Annotated in this window: 12 protein-coding genes; 11 read left to right on the top strand and 1 reads right to left on the bottom strand. The window is 65.2% G+C overall.

From position 1 onward, the window contains the following. Window positions 1-78: 78 nt before the first annotated feature. Window positions 79-1692, top strand: coding sequence for a sulfatase family protein (locus tag AC3WLE_RS11490; RefSeq protein WP_492317974.1), 1614 nt, complete (start codon window positions 79-81; stop codon window positions 1690-1692). 62 nt (window positions 1693-1754) lie between these two features. Further along, window positions 1755-2723, top strand: coding sequence for a Bug family tripartite tricarboxylate transporter substrate binding protein (locus tag AC3WLE_RS11485; protein WP_492351520.1), 969 nt, complete (start codon window positions 1755-1757; stop codon window positions 2721-2723). A gap of 17 nt (window positions 2724-2740) precedes the next feature. Here the strand turns inward: AC3WLE_RS11485 and AC3WLE_RS11480 are convergent, their stop codons facing one another. Beyond that, a complete protein-coding gene (locus AC3WLE_RS11480; RefSeq protein WP_492317976.1) occupies window positions 2741-3670 on the bottom strand; it encodes a LysR substrate-binding domain-containing protein in 930 nt (309 codons plus the stop codon). 153 nt (window positions 3671-3823) lie between these two features. Between AC3WLE_RS11480 and AC3WLE_RS11475 the strand changes: the two genes are divergently transcribed. The 9 genes from AC3WLE_RS11475 to AC3WLE_RS11435 all read left to right on the top strand — a co-directional run bounded on the left by AC3WLE_RS11475 (window position 3824) and on the right by AC3WLE_RS11435 (window position 14857). Then, window positions 3824-4813: a Bug family tripartite tricarboxylate transporter substrate binding protein gene (locus tag AC3WLE_RS11475; protein WP_492351519.1), complete on the top strand. Its 990-nt coding sequence runs from the start codon at window positions 3824-3826 to the stop codon at window positions 4811-4813. A gap of 100 nt (window positions 4814-4913) precedes the next feature. Then, window positions 4914-6209, top strand: coding sequence for a hypothetical protein (locus AC3WLE_RS11470; RefSeq protein ID WP_492356356.1), 1296 nt, complete (start codon window positions 4914-4916; stop codon window positions 6207-6209). 724 nt (window positions 6210-6933) lie between these two features. Then, window positions 6934-8226 carry an alpha-hydroxyketone-type quorum-sensing autoinducer synthase gene (cqsA, locus tag AC3WLE_RS11465; protein ID WP_492356355.1) on the top strand — a complete coding sequence of 431 codons (1293 nt, stop codon included), beginning with the start codon at window positions 6934-6936 and terminating at the stop codon, window positions 8224-8226. Between the two features lie 8 nt (window positions 8227-8234). Continuing rightward, on the top strand, window positions 8235-9569 hold the full coding sequence (locus tag AC3WLE_RS11460; protein ID WP_492317979.1) for a sensor histidine kinase: 1335 nt from the start codon (window positions 8235-8237) through the stop codon (window positions 9567-9569). 456 nt (window positions 9570-10025) lie between these two features. Further along, window positions 10026-11051, top strand: a complete 1026-nt coding sequence (locus AC3WLE_RS11455; RefSeq protein WP_035827381.1) for an acetamidase/formamidase family protein — start codon at window positions 10026-10028, stop codon at window positions 11049-11051. Between the two features lie 32 nt (window positions 11052-11083). Beyond that, window positions 11084-11293 carry a XapX domain-containing protein gene (locus tag AC3WLE_RS11450; protein WP_010812532.1) on the top strand — a complete coding sequence of 70 codons (210 nt, stop codon included), beginning with the start codon at window positions 11084-11086 and terminating at the stop codon, window positions 11291-11293. A 32-nt stretch (window positions 11294-11325) separates the two neighbouring features. Further along, window positions 11326-11517, top strand: coding sequence for a DUF1427 family protein (locus tag AC3WLE_RS11445; RefSeq protein ID WP_010812533.1), 192 nt, complete (start codon window positions 11326-11328; stop codon window positions 11515-11517). A 97-nt stretch (window positions 11518-11614) separates the two neighbouring features. Continuing rightward, window positions 11615-13978, top strand: coding sequence for an acetamidase/formamidase family protein (locus tag AC3WLE_RS11440; RefSeq protein ID WP_492351517.1), 2364 nt, complete (start codon window positions 11615-11617; stop codon window positions 13976-13978). Between the two features lie 192 nt (window positions 13979-14170). Then, entirely contained in the window at window positions 14171-14857 is a 687-nt protein-coding gene (locus AC3WLE_RS11435) for a hypothetical protein (RefSeq protein ID WP_492317982.1), read from the top strand. The last annotated feature ends 27 nt before the right edge of the window (window positions 14858-14884 follow it).

Genomic DNA, 14884 nt, shown 5'->3' with positions numbered 1-14884 from the left:
GCAGAGGTCATATTAATCATTTCAATGGAATCGCGGACGATGCAATAATTTTTCCATCCCCCGCAAGCCGCCATTGCCATGCCCCCGTCCAGCATTCCCGCCAGCGCCCGCCCCAATTTCCTGCTGTTCATCACCGACCAGCATCGCGCCGACCATCTCGGCATCTATGGCAACGCCGTGGTGCAGACGCCCAATATCGACCGGCTCGGCAGCCATGGCTGGGTGGCAGAGCGCTGCTATGTGGCCTCGCCGATCTGCATGCCGAACCGCGCATCGCTGATGACCGGGCGCATGCCGTCGGTCCATGGCGCGCGCCACAATGGCATTCCCTTGCCGCTGTCACAGACGACGTTTGTCGAGCGGCTGCGCGATGCCGGCTATCGCACGGGGCTGGTCGGCAAATCGCATCTGCAGAACATGACCGGCCTTGCGCCAGTCTGGCCACGTCCCGGCGATCCGCGCACGGAGGGCGAAGCGCGCCGGCCTGAAAGCGGGCGCTTCGACCAGGAATGGGGACCGGCCTGGCGCGACGATCCTGACTTCGCCATGTCACTGCCGTATTACGGCTTTGCCGACGTGCAGCTGGTGACCGACCATGGCGACACGGCCGGCGGGCATTACCGGCGCTGGCTGGAGCAGCGCCATCCCGAGGTAGCGCGCGCGTGCGGCCAGGAGCATGCCATCCCGACACCTGGCTATGTGTTGGCCGAAGCGCGGCAGGCCTGGCGCACGCGCGTACCGGAAACGCTGTCGACCACGGCATGGATCGGCGATCGCACCATTGACCTGCTCGGGCAATACGCGCAAGAGGACGCCCCCTTCATGATCCAGTGTTCGTTTCCGGATCCCCATCACCCGTTCACGCCACCCGGCCGCTTCTGGGACATGTACCGGCCCGAGGACATGGCCCTGCCGCCCTCGTTCGACGCCGATCCGGCGCTGGCGCCGCCGCACCTGCGCTGGATGCACGCGCAGCGCGACGCCGGCCGCGCCGTCAAGCATACGCCGGCGATGTTCGCCTGCACGGCGCGCGAGGCCCGCGAAGCGCTGGCGCTGAACTATGGCTCGATCGCGCATATCGACGACACCATCGGCCGCGTGATGACGCACCTGGCCGCGCTCGGCCTGGATCGCAACACTGTGGTCCTGTTCACCAGCGACCATGGCGACTTCTTCGGCGATCACCAGTTGCTCTGGAAAGGGCCGCTGCACTACCAGGGCCTGATCCGCACGCCGCTGATCTGGTCGGAACCCGCAGCGCGCACGGCCACCGATGCCCGCGCCGCGCGCAGCCAGGCACTGTGCTCGAGCATCGATATCGCGCCGTCGATCCTCGCGCGCGCGGGCTGCGCGCCCTACAACGGCATGCAAGGCCTGTCGCTGCTGCCCGCCATCGCCGGCGAGGCATTGCCGCGGGAAGCCCTGCTGATCGAGGAAGAGAATCAGCGCACCATGTTCGGCTTCCCGATGCGCACGCGCATGCGGACGCTGCAAACCGCGCGCTATCGGCTCAGTGTGTACGAAGGCGCGCCGTGGGGCGAACTCTACGACCTTGAAAGCGACCCAACCGAATCGCACAACCTGTGGGATGCGCCGGCGCTGGCAGGCACGCGCCAGGCGCTGCTGCACCAGTTGCTGGTCACGATGATCTCGCACAGCGACGCCAGCCCCAATCCAACCGCGCTTGCCTGAATCTGGTCCGCCCGCACCACCAGCGGCAGCATCCCATGACAACAATATCCACGGAGACAACCATGACACCCCGTCCCTTCAGAATGCTGATCGCCGCAGCCATGCTGGCGGCCGCGGTCCCCGCCTGCGCGCAGGATGCCTACCCGGCCAAGCCGGTTCGCCTGATCGTCAACTTTCCTGCAGGTGGCCCGCTCGACACCGTGGCACGACTCATTGCCGAGCGTGCCGGGCGCGACCTGAAGCAGCCGGTCGTGGTGGAGAACCGCTCCGGCGCCGGCGGCAACATCGGTGCCGAAGCCGTCGCGCATGCGACGCCGGACGGCTACACGTTGCTGATGTCGACTGACACCGTGGTCACCGTCAACCCGTTCGCCTATCGCAAGATGTCGTTCGACCCGGTCCGCGACCTGGAGCCGGTTGGCCTGGCCGGCACCTTCAATCAGGTGCTGGTCACGCATCCCGGCCTGAAAATCCGCGACCTGAAGCAGTTCCTGGCTGCCGGCAAGGACAAAGACCTGTCCTATGCATCGGCTGGCGTAGCATCGCCGGGCCATATCGTGTTCGAGATGCTGAAGGCGCGCACGCAGATCCGGGGCACCCATGTCCCCTACAAGGGCAATGCGCCAGCGCTGAGCGACGTGCTCGCGGGCCAGGTACCGGCAGGATTCCTGGCCACGCCGACCGCCGTGCAATACATCAAGGGCGGCAAGCTGGTCGCGCTTGCGGTGTCCGGCCTCAAGCGCGACCCCTTGCTCCCGGACGTGCCGACGGTGGCAGAGACCGGCATCGCCAACTTCGATGCCGAGTTCGCCTTCGTCATGTTCCTGCCCTCAGGCACGCCCGCAGCCATCCGTGCACGCTGGGAGCAGCAGCTCAAGACCGTCTTCGCGGACGCGGATTTCCAGAAGAAGCTGCTGGCGCAGGGCGTGCGGCCGCAGACGAGCAACGGCGCAGCGGCAACGCAATGGCTCGCCGCGGGGCGCACGCGCTGGGGCGAACTGATCCGCAAGCTCGGCGTGTCCCTGGACTGAGCGACTGCCCGGGGCCTTCAGCCCCGCCCCCGCCCCGCCTTCTCCGCCAGCGGCGAGCGCACGCGAAAATGCGCCGCCAGCAGCGCCGCGAATTCCTCCGCGATCTCCGATGGCGCGGAATGCCCGGAGAACGCCATGCGCACCTCCACCGGGCAGCGCGGTGCGAGCGGCACCACCCGCAAGCCGTGCCCGAATACCGCCGCGACATAGGGATTGACGATCCCTATGCCCGCCCCTTCGGCCGCCATCGTGCAAATCGTGCCTGAGTAAGTGGTCTCGATGGTCGCCGACGGCTCGACGCCGGCTTTTTGCATGAGCCGCTGCACCGCCAGGTGCAGCGCATCGTCTGCGTTCAGCAGGATCAGGAACTGCCCGCGCAAGTCGCGCACGCGAAGGGTGTCGCGCGCCGCCAGCGGGTGTTCCGGGTGCATGACGCACACCGCTCCCGACTGATGCACCACGTTGACATCCAGGTGCGGATGGTCGATCTCGCTGGTGGTCAGCACCAGGTCGTACAGGCCATGCAGCAACCCTTCACGCAGCTGGTGCCCGCCGACCGTTTGCAGGCTGATATGCACGTCCGGGTGCCGCTCCGTGAACGGCCGGATCACCTTGGGCATCACCCCCAGCCCGAGCGAAGGCGTGCAGCCGATACGCAGCACGCCGGTGCCGGACTTGCGCAGCACCGCCACGTCCTGCTCGATCCGCGCCAGCCCCTGGAAGTGGTTCTGCACCGTGTCGAACAGGCGCCGCGCCTCCTGCGTCGGCCGCAGCCGGCCCTTCTGGATATCGAACAGCTTCAGTTCAGTCGCCGCCTGCATCTGGGCCAGCAAACGGCTCACGGACGGCTGGGTCGTATGCAGCATGGCAGCGGCCGCGGTCGTGGTTCCGGTCAGCATGACCGCGCGGAACGCCTCGATCTGGCGGAAGTTAAGGGGACGGGACATGGCATCGGCAAGGGACGGGCGAGTCGGGCAATGTATATCAAATCTGCATAGGGTGCATTGAACAAAGAATTATTCAGAATGCCAACCCCTCCTCTACACTCGCTTCGCATTGCCGCTTCCAGACGGCAGGACCAGAACCCAAGGAGAAAAGTGATGAAGCGGCATTCGCCCCGGAATGTTTGGAAAGGCGGGATCGTTGCGGCCGTGCTGGCCATCGCCGGCACCGGCAGCGCGCTCGCCCAGCCGGGTTATCCGGACCACACGATCCGGATCATCGTGCCGTTCAGCGCGGGGGGCAGCTCGGACCTGCAGGCACGCATGCTGGCCGACCGGCTGGGCAAGCTCTACAAGCAATCGGTAGTGGTCGAGAACCGGCCCGGCGCCGGCGGCCATATCGGGGGCAAGGCCGTGGTCGATGCGGCGCCCGACGGCTACACGCTGCTGCTGGGCTCGCTGGGCCTGCACGCCACCTATGCCACCTTCAAGAAGCTGAACTACAACCCCGCCACCGACCTCAAGGTCGTGACGGTGCTGGCCGAGATGCCGCACGTGGTGGTGGTCAACCCGAAGCTGGCGGTGAACAACCTGCAGCAACTGGCCAGCCTGGCGCGCCAGCAGCCAGACACGCGGACCTTCGGCTCGGCCGGCGTCGGGTCCTCGGTGCACATGATGGGCGAGCTGTTCCGCCTCAACGCCAATGCGCCGATCACGCACGTGCCATACAAGGGCAGCTCAGCGGCCATGACGGATCTTCTCGGCGGCCAGATCGACATGATGTTCGAGAATCCGCCCACCACGCTGGCCTATATCCGCTCCGGCAAGCTCAAGGCGCTGGCGGTGACCGGCAAGACCCGCTCGGCCGCGCTGCCCGATGTGCCCACTGCCAGCGAAGCCGGCTACCCGTCGTTCGTGGCGACTTCCTGGACCACGGTTGCGGTTGGCGCCAGGGTGCCCGATGCGATCGCGGACAAGCTCAACGCCGATATCCGCCAGATCGTGGCCACGCCGGAGTTCCGGCAGGGACTGCAAGAGCAGGGCATGACCCCGGTGGCCAATACGCGCGATGCCGCGCAGAAGTTCGTCGCCGCGGAGAAAGTGCGCTGGGACCAGGTGATCCTGAAGGGCAAGATCACCGCCGAATAAGCGGCTTCCATCCGCGCACGGACACTCCCCTTCATGGCTGGACGCGCGGCCAGCCATTGAACTTTCCAGACTTCAGCTTCAACACGGACACACACGCTTCATGTCAACGGAACGCATCATTGCCACGCCGCTGCCCTGCCGCCGCGTCGGCGCGGGCGAGCATCATCACTTCTTCGGCTACTACAACAAGACCAACTGGGACCGCAGCGGCCGCTACCTGCTGGCGCAGCGTGTGCCGATGGCAGATGCCGACCTGACGCCCGGCCTGGTTGCCGAGATCGGCTACTTCGACCTGCATGACAACGACCGCTTCCATCGCGTGGGGGAAACCACCGCGTGGAACTGGCAGATGGGCTCGCAGCTGCAATGGCTGGATGGCGAAGCACAGCGCCAGCTTGTCTACAACTGCCGCAGCCGGGACGCGAAGGCCTTCTATCCCCACCTGGGCGCCACCATCTTCAACCTCGACACCGGCGAAGCGCGCCAGCTGCCGATGCCGGTCTATGTGGTCGCGCCGGACAGCCGTTACGCGCTGTGCGCGGACTACCGCCGCCTCTACGTCACGCACCAGACCATCGGCTACAGCGACCACGGCACCCAGCCCGCGCTGGACAATGCGCCCGCCGACGACGGCATCCACTACATGGACCTGCGCACCGGGCAGACGCGCCTGATCGTGAGCTACGCTGACCTGCGCAACTTCCATCCGCGCGCCTCGATGGACAAGGCCATCCACTGGGTCAGCCACATCGAAATTAACCCGTCCTCATCGCGCGTGCTGCTGCTGCACCGCTGGACCGAACGGGTCGAGGACGAAACCTGCTTCCTGCACCGGCTGATCACGGTCAATCCGGACGGCAGCGACATGCGCTTGCTCGAATGCTCCGACCATCCGCTGCCGCAGCTTGCCGAAGATTTCGATCCGAACGCGGTCGGCACCTTCGACTATGAGAAGTCCGAGTACCAGATCTCCCATCCGCTCTGGCAAGACGATAGCAGTATCATCGTGTGGGGACCGCACGCGGGCAGCATCCACTACCACCTCTACCACGACAGCCCCGGCGGCAAGGTTGAAGTCATCGGCGACGGCATCCTGACCGAGAACGGTCACATGACCTTCTCGCCCACCAACAAGCGCTGGCTGCTCAGCGACACCTATCCCGACGCGCACACCAACGAGCGCGTGCTGTTTCTCTTCGACATGGCGCAGGGCGTGCGCCATGACCTGGGCAGTTACTACACCAGCCCGGTCCTGAAGAAGGAAAACCGCTGCGACCTGCACCCACGCTGGAGCCGCGACGGGCGGCACGTGTGCATCGATTCGATCCACGACTCCGAGCGGCAGATGTATATCGTCGACGTTTCCGCGCTGACCGACGAGGCAGGCCAGGCGTAAGACGCCTCCCCCCCGACACAAGCGTCGCAGCACGCTGCTGCCCTGTACCCCTGCGCCAAAGGCACCAGCCTGGAAGCGCATGGGCAGCGCCCTCTCTCCGAAGCCCCCCTCCCCCACACGCCGCCAGCCGGGTCACGCTGGCGACAATTGCCGCCGGCCGCAACCTGCGTACCTGGCAGTCCCCTTGTCTCCCGCCCTTGGTGCCAAGTCCGATGTTGCCCCGCTTCCTGGCTATGGCGCGCTGCCGCAGCCGCCTGCCTGTAAACAGGGCGTGCAAAAAGGGCGTTCTTCACCAAAACTGATGATGAGCATTCGGCAGTCCCGGGCCTGACAAGGTCCCGCCAAGCGCGAGCCACGCCCGGTCCGGGCTTCAAGGACCGGCGCAGTAGGTAGCGCAAGCATCACAAAAGTGATGCAAAAAGCATTTTTCAGTGAGAAATCGGCCTATCGGCCGGCGAAGGTGCGGCCACGACGCGGCTGTCTCAACCCGGCACCCCCCACTCCAAACGGACGTTGGATTGGGGGAAGTCCGGTCACAATCGCTGAGCAAGGCTGGCACAGTGGTCGCTACGTCAACAGGACTCCCCCGACTTGTCAGCAATGGCACCTCGCCGGAAGGACTGGGTGCGGCCGCGTCGCGCGCGAACGGCAGCTTTTGCCGCAACCGCCATGCAGAGCCTTGCCACCGATCTCACTGATTACCCGACCTGTAGAAGGAAAGCCGATGTTCTCCGAAGCCGAGCCTCCGCACCCGATGCGCCACGCCTCTCGCGCCAAAGCCCCCACGCTGCCGCCATGGATCACGGCGCGGATGGCACAACATTTCGACGAGCGGATGGGCAAGCTCTGGGGCGGCGATCATCTGCTTCACGGACGCACGCCCGGGCCCGATGCGCTGCACCTGAGCAGCAACGACTATCTCTGCCTGCTCGGCGAATCCTCGCTGGTACAGGCGCAGGCGCGGGCCTTCCTCAATGAGGAGCCGGAGTTGCTGATGTCGTCCGTGTTCCAGCACGGCGACACCCCGCAGCGGCGGGTCGAGCGCAAGATCGCAGACCTGATGCAGGCCGAGGACGGGCTGATCGCCCAGTCCGGCTGGGCCGCCAACGTCGGCCTGGTGCAGTGCATTGCCGGCCCCGGCATTCCGGTCTATATCGACATGAACGGGCATGCCTCCCTTTGGGAGGGCATCATCGCCGCGGGCGCGCAGGCCGTGCCGGTGCGCCACAACGATTGCGAGCACGTGCGCCGCCAGCTGGAGCGCTTCGGCCCGGGCGTGATCATGGTGGACTCGGTCTACAGCACCACCGGCAGCGTGGCGCCGCTGGAGGACTATGTCGCCCTGGCCGAGGCATCGGGCTGCGTGCTGGTGGTGGACGAGTCGCACTCGCTCGGCACCCATGGGCCGTCTGGCGGCGGCCTGGTGCGCGCGCTCGGGCTGTCCGAGCGCGTACACTTCCGCACGGCCTCGCTGGCCAAGGCGTTTGCCGGCCGCGCCGGCTATGTTGCCTGTTCGACCGACTTCAAGGACTTCTTCGCGGTTGAGTCCCGGCCGGCCATTTTCAGTTCCGGGCTGCTGCGCCATGAGGTTGCGTGGTTCGATGCCGTGACGGATTTCGTCGCCACGGCGGATGAGCGCCGTGCGCGCCTGCACGCCATCACCCGCGACACCCGGGCTGCGATTGCCGAACTGGGCTACAACATCAGCGAAGGCTCCGAGCAGATCATCGGCCTGGAGGCGGGAACCGAGCCGCAGGTCAAGGTGCTGCGCGATGCGCTGCAGAGCCGCGGGATCTTCGGCGCGGTATTCTGTGCGCCGGCAACACCCAAGAATCGGGCATTGATGCGACTTACGCTGCATGCGAAACTTGCCGCCAATGAAATCGACCGCCTGGTCGGCGTGCTCGCCAGTATCCGCGACGAAGTCCGGCTGGATGAATGGTCCTCGACGCGCCGGGCCCGGCGCAAGTCTCAAAATCCCACAAGCGGGCCGCTGGCAGGCTCCCGCGAGGAGTAGTCCTGGAGATGGATGCAAAGGTAGCGCAAGCGGAAGACGGCCGCACCTCACTTGCCGGCGTCGCCCGCCATGCGTGGCAGACCGTGTTCGAGACCGCCGCGCGGGCCACCCTGCTGGACGAGGAGAGCGTCATCCGGCTGCGCCGGATCCAGATGGTGGGCGCGCTGGGCGTGATCGGACACCCGCTGTACTACGTGATCTGGTCCTACATCTTCCCGCAGCCCTATGAAAACCTCTGGCTGCGCCTGGTCTGCACCGCGCTGTTCGTGCCGCTGCTGTTCGCCTCCGCCTTCTCGGACCGTCGCTGGCTGCCGCCCTATGCGCTCTTTGCCATTACCGTAGGCCTGCCGTTCGCCTTTATCTTCTTCTACCTGGAGAATGGCGGCTCCATGGTGTGGGCCGAATCGGTCATCATCGCGGTGGTGATCCTGTATCACTTCAACACCGCGTTCGCGACCATTGCCTTGTTCTCAGGGGCCGCCGCAGCCATCGCCCTGTTCGTGCTGGCGGGCAACTCCATGGGCGTAATCCCGTGGGAGCCGGTACTGCTGCAGCTGCCGGTGATCGGCTTTGTCATCGCGGTGCTGGTGGTGATCAAGCTGGACCGCCAGTTGCTGGCCGAACAGAAGCGGCGCGGGATGGCCGCCGCGCTGGCCACCGTCGCGCACGAATTGCGCACGCCGCTGACCAGCCTGGCCATGACTGCCAGGGGCCTCAAGGCGCGGCTGCCGGCGGCCCTGGACCAGGACACGCCGCAGCGCGACGGCCTGATGCAGGCCGTGGCCCGGATGGAATCAGACCTGGCCCATATCAGCAACAGCATTGAACTGCTGGTCGCCAACTCCAAGAACCCGGACAACGCCACGCAGGAGCTGTTCGAACTGGGCGGTGTGATCCGCGACGCTGTCGGCCGGTTTCCGTTCGAGCACAGCGACCTGGATCTGGTCACCGTCGACCTGCCTGGCCCCGCCTACGTGATGGGCAACGCCCAGTTGTTCGGGCTGGTCACGACCAACTTGCTGAAGAACGCGCTGGAAGCGACCAAGCGCGCCGGCAAGGGCACCATCCATATCCGCTGCGAGGTCCGGCCCGACGCCGTCCATGTAATGTTCCGCGACACCGCCACTGGCGTGCCGCCGCAAGTGCTGGCCCGGATGTTCCAGCCCTTCTTCTCTTACCCGGCGCATCGCGGCACCGGCATCGGACTGGCGTTTTGCCAGAAGGTGCTGAACAGCTGGGGGGCAAGCATCAGCTGCCGCTCCGAAGAGCACGTGTTCACCGAGTTCGATATGCGCTTTCCCCGCAAGGGGAAATGGCCCGAGGCGCCATCGCAACAGCAATAGCAGGCGCCGGCATTGCCGGCGCCGCACAGCCACTTACACCACCCCCGGCGGCCTTCAGCCCCGCAACCTGCGCGGCATCCATCCCCGGGGCCCCTGCCATCCTCAGCATCAGCCCCGGGCGCTGCCGGGCTTCTGCACTGTCAAGGCGTTGTCGACAATTCCATAGATCGTTGACACGATGTCAACCAAGAATTAACAGTCCGCCGCGACCCGGCATCGTGCAGCGGGTTTACCTTAGTACGCAGCAACACAAGAGTTTGGGGTGAATCGCCCTACTGCCCCGCAACGCCCTGTCCCTAGTATTGACTCACCGCGCGGCGCCAGCAGGACTGCCGCGCGGTACCAGGCATACCCCGCCTGCCACGCAAAGCCAGTGTCCCTGATTACCTCATCGAATCCAGCCGCTCACCGGGTGAACGGCTGCGGACACGGCTGCAAGAAAACATAGGAGACAACATGCTGCACGACCTGCCCGCCCGCCCCGAGACCGTCCACTGGGGCTACTTCGATGCCGCCAAGGCGCCCGCCCTGACCGTGAAAAGCGGTGACCTCATCCGCGCCGAAGCGGTGACCCACCATGCCGGCGATGCCCCCGACCTGATGATGGACGACGCCATTCGCGAGATCTTCCGGGCGATTCCCCACGACGACCGCAACCCCGGCGTGCACATCATGACCGGCCCCATCTATGTCGAAGACGCCAAGCCCGGCGACGTGCTGGAGGTGCGCTACCTGCAGATGATTCCGCGCTTCCGTTTCGGGGCGAATGCCGCGGCCCACTGGGGCCAGCTGTACAAGGAGTTCGAGAAGGAGCGGGTCACCATCTATGAGCTGGACCAGCGCTCCAACACCGCGCATGCCCTGTACGCCTTCGACTACCCCGGCAAGATGACCATCCCCGGCAAGCTCGTGGATGACCGGGAATGCTGCCGGCAGCCCGCGCTGGCCGGTGTGCGCGTTCCCGTGCGCCCGCATCTTGGCACGGCTGGCGTCGCGCCCGACGCACGCGGCCGCGTCACCACCGTCGAGCCCGGCCTGCATGGCGGCAATATCGACAACTGGCGCATCGGCGCGGGCGCCACCATGTACTACCCGGTGCAGGTGGATGGCGCGCTGTTCTCGATCGGCGACCCGCATATCTCGCAAGGCGACGGCGAGATCAGCGGCACCGCCATCGAGGCCTCATTGAACGTCCTGTTCCAGATCGTCCTGCGCAAGGACTTCCACTTCCCGTCGCCGCTGCTGGAAACGCCGGATTGCTGGGTCGTCCACGGCTTCCATGAAGACCTGGATGAAGCCGGCAAGAACGCGGCCCGCGACATGATCCACCTGCTGACCGAGCAACAGGGACTCTCGCGCGACGATGCCTATTCGCTCATGAGCGTCTCGGCTGACTTCGGCGTGACGCAGGTCGTCGATGGCACCCAGGGCATCCATTGCACCATGCCGCGCTCGATCTTCCCGCCCAAGGACAAGGGCTGAGCCGTCAACTCAATACAAAGGGAGAGCGCCGCATGCAATACGTCTATATAGGACGCAACGAACTGGTTGCACTGATTGTCGGCCTGGTCACCGGCACGCTGTATTCCTGGCTGAACCTGCCGATCCCCGCGCCAAACGTCACCGGCGGGATCTGCGCCATCCTCTTCACCTACATCGGCTATCTGATCGTGCACGCGTGGCGCAGGACCATCGCCTTCGGGCGGCCGCCGGAAAGCCGCTGAATCACGCGCAATTCATGAGATGGGGGAATGACATGGTGGAAATTGCATTGGGCAGCACCGAGCTGCAGGCGGCAGCCGTTGGCTTGGTGACTGGCGTTATCTACACTGCGGTACGTGCGCCGATACCGGCCCCGAACGTGCTCGGCGGGATCTTCGCCATCTTTGGCACGTTCGCGGGATTCGTACTGGTGGCCGCGATGCGGGGGCAGTTGCTGTTCGGCTAGCGGAGGGCCTGGCCTTCGCAAGAAATGCTTTGGATGCGCGGCGGACAGCAATGTCCGCCCGTTTTCGCTGTTGCAGCGTGATGCCAGGGAGGCTCAATTGCACCTTTTGCGTTTTTCCACCGAAGCCTATCCACGCAACCGGCGCGGCGCAGCCTGGCGTGACGAACTCCGCGCCGCACGCCTGCATTGCGAAAGCCTGTGCGCGGATCACACCCTGCACGGCACGATCGAGTCGCGGACCACCCCCGCGGGCATCGAGCTGACCTGCATTGCATCGGTCCCCCAGACGCTGGCCATCACCAGCGGCGACGGCCGCGGCCTGATGCTGCTGATGCTGACCGAAGGCGAAGCGCACCTCGCTGCGCCGGAACTGCGTGAACCGCTGCGGCCGGGGCAGGTGGTCTGCGTGCCGGAACACGCCGCCCGCAGGCTGGCCCTGGCCACCAGCTTCCGGATGCTGATCGTGCACATCGGCCAGGCATTGCTGAGCGCACGCATCACCGCCCCCTTGCCTCGCTCCGCGCTGGTGCTGAGCGGCGACGCCGCGGAACTGTTTGCCCGCCTGCTCCAGTCCATGGCGGCCAGCTTCGACACCATCGTGTCCGCAAACGCCAAGGCCATCCAGCCCTTCGACAACACCATCACCGCCTGCCTTGACGCCGCGCTGGCCGACAGCCAGCCCAGCGCACCGCCGGACATGACGCCCTCGCGCGCGGCCGTCTTTGCGCGCGTCTGCAGCCGCATTGACGCACGCCTTGCCGAGCCGGAGCTCAGCCTCGCCGCCATCGCCGCAGACGAGCGCATGTCGGCCCGCTACCTGCAGAAGCTCTTCGAGAAATCCGGCAGCAGCTTTTCCGCCTACCTGCGCACCAGCCGGCTTGAGCGATGCCGGGCCGACCTGGCCAACCACCAATACGACAAGCTCTCGGTCTCCGACATCTGCTATCGCTGGGGCTTTAACGACCCTTCGCACTTCAGCCACGCGTTTCGCGAACAGTTCGGGATCTCGCCCCGCGCCTACCGTGAGCAGGCCGCGAACACGCCCGAGCATCGCCCACCGCAGAATGTCTCCCGCGGGCTTCCGGCCCATGCGAAACGCGCTCCGGCCAGTCCTGGCGCGCCCGCGAACGATGGCTCTGCTGCGCGCCTGCAAGCGGCGCCCACCATCGTCCCCATCACCCAGGCCCGCTCGCACGCCGCGCGCCCGGAAGGCCGGCACCACTGGCTGCAGGCCACGGACAAGACCGTGCACTGGGGCTATCTCAGCCACGATCTGCCGCCCGTGCTCGAGGTCATGCCCGGCGACACCGTCACCATCGAAACACTGACGCAGCACGCTTCTGACGACCGGGAACGCATGATCGACGGCGACGCCGGCGCCGAAAGCGTCTTTCACTGGACCGCTGAGCAAAAGAACGTCAACCGGCGCGGCGCGGGCCCCATCGACGCCTCGGTCTATGGCCGCGGCGCGGGCGAAGGCTTTGGCGTGCATATCTGCACCGGCCCGGTCGCGGTGCGCGGCGCCATGCCCGGCGATGTGCTGGAGGTGCGCATCCTGGACGTGCGCCCGCGCCCGTGCTGCAACCCGCGCTTTGCCGGCAGGGCCTTCGGCAGCAACGCCGCGACCTGGTGGGGCTTTCATTACCGCGACATGCTGACCGAGCCGCGCGAGCGCGAAGTGGTCACCGTCTTCGAGATCGATTGCGAACGCGCCGACAGCCGTGCGCGCGCAGTCTACAACTTCCGCTGGACGCCGCAGCGCGATCCGTTCGGCGTGCTGCACCCGACCATCGACTATCCCGGCGTGCCCGTCGATCACGACACCATCGTCAAGAACTACGACGTGCTGCGCGATATCGAGATACCGGTCCGCCCCCACTTCGGCGTCATCGCCGTGGCGCCGGCGCAGGACGGCCTGATCGACTCCATCCCGCCCTCCAGCTTCGCCGGCAACCTGGACAACTGGCGCGTCACCCGCGGCGCCAGCGTCTACCTCAGGGTAGCCGTACCGGGCGCCCTGCTGTCGATTGGCGATCCCCATGCCTCCCAGGGAGACTCCGAGCTGTGCGGCACGGCCATCGAATGCTCGCTGACTGGTGACTTCCAGCTCATCCTGCACAAGAGCACCTTGATCGACCGCGACGCTCCCTTCGCCGACCTGAGCTACCCGCTGGTGGAAACCGCCGACGAATGGATCCTGCACGGCTTCAGCTCGCCGAACCACCTGGCTGAACTGGGCCAGATGGCGCAGAGCCATATCTACCTGAAGTCCACCCTGGACGACGCCATGCGCGACGCCTTCCGCAAGACACGCCGCTTCCTCATGTCGGTCAAGGGGCTGAGTGAAGATGAGGCGGTCGCGCTGATCTCGGTTGCGGTGGATTTTGGTATCACGCAGGTGGTCAATGGCAACTGGGGCGTGCATGCCATTATCAGGAAGTCGATGTTCAGCCGCGCCTAGCAGGCTGTCGCACGGCGCAAGACCCATATGCGTATCCGACGCTGGCCGCGAACGGCAGCCTGCTGGGCTGTCCCGTGATCGATAGCGCAAGCGCCCCGGCTACTGCCGGCGCGGCGCTAGCCATGGCATCATCGGCGGAAGCCTAGGTTATTGGGGCGCGGACTGGGTGGTCGATCAAATGGAGTGAGATAAGTGCTCAAGAAATTGCGCGACATGTTGACTCACAGGCGTATCGCCGAGGAGCGGAATCGAGCTCTCCGAGCACGCTTCGGACGCTCGCGGGAAGAATTGCAACGTTTATTTGCTCGTCCGCTAGATGCGATGCAACTATCAGTGACTGAAAAGAGGCCATCTAAGTACCCTGAAATTTCCAGCTTATTACCCGGAGCGGGCATAAATGCCTTTTACGCTCACTTTCAGCTGGAGTCGGATAAGGTGCATGGGTTTATCGAAGACATTAAAATCGGATTCGATAAAATTGATGAGCACTTGTATATAAAACGCAGCGGCAATGAGGCTGTAGATTTTCTCATTTCCATTGCGTTCAGTAATGAGTTTACTGGATCAATAGTGTCAGTGATGACCAACGATACTTCGGTGTTTGATCGCATAGTAGTGGCCAACTCAAGTCCACCGCCTCCGTGGGTCGCCTTCCCGGAGATTAGCGAACCGCTTAAGCTGGGATTCCTGCAAGGCGACCTTGAATATTGGTGGGATAACTATTGGTCTCCATTCTGGGAATCCTTAACCGCCGAAGAGCGCGAGGCATATTTAGGAAGACACGGAGCCACCGAAGAATGGAAGCGTTGCATTTGGCTTCATGGAAGGGAGGCACGTGAGCTACTGGAAAGCGCGCTGTTTGAGAAGGATCAGGGATAGCATGACCTTCCGGCATGTTCCTGAAGG

Source organism: Cupriavidus sp. FW306-1B-F12B (assembly GCF_058781795.1).
Note: the sequence above shows the minus strand (reverse complement) of the source record. Positions and strands in the feature narration are given on the sequence as shown.

Excerpts from the sequence above, each read along its gene's own strand:
- AC3WLE_RS11445 (WP_010812533.1), top strand. The coding sequence starts at position 11,326 with ATGGTGGAAATTGCATTGGGCAGCACCGAGCTGCAGGCGGCAGCCGTT.
- AC3WLE_RS11475 (WP_492351519.1), top strand. The coding sequence starts at position 3,824 with ATGAAGCGGCATTCGCCCCGGAATGTTTGGAAAGGCGGGATCGTTGCG.
- AC3WLE_RS11460 (WP_492317979.1), top strand. The coding sequence starts at position 8,235 with ATGGATGCAAAGGTAGCGCAAGCGGAAGACGGCCGCACCTCACTTGCC.
- AC3WLE_RS11455 (WP_035827381.1), top strand. The coding sequence starts at position 10,026 with ATGCTGCACGACCTGCCCGCCCGCCCCGAGACCGTCCACTGGGGCTAC.
- AC3WLE_RS11480 (WP_492317976.1), bottom strand. The coding sequence starts at position 3,670 with ATGTCCCGTCCCCTTAACTTCCGCCAGATCGAGGCGTTCCGCGCGGTC.
- cqsA (WP_492356355.1), top strand. The coding sequence starts at position 6,934 with ATGTTCTCCGAAGCCGAGCCTCCGCACCCGATGCGCCACGCCTCTCGC.
- AC3WLE_RS11485 (WP_492351520.1), top strand. The coding sequence starts at position 1,755 with ATGACACCCCGTCCCTTCAGAATGCTGATCGCCGCAGCCATGCTGGCG.
- AC3WLE_RS11450 (WP_010812532.1), top strand. The coding sequence starts at position 11,084 with ATGCAATACGTCTATATAGGACGCAACGAACTGGTTGCACTGATTGTC.
- AC3WLE_RS11490 (WP_492317974.1), top strand. The coding sequence starts at position 79 with ATGCCCCCGTCCAGCATTCCCGCCAGCGCCCGCCCCAATTTCCTGCTG.
- AC3WLE_RS11470 (WP_492356356.1), top strand. The coding sequence starts at position 4,914 with ATGTCAACGGAACGCATCATTGCCACGCCGCTGCCCTGCCGCCGCGTC.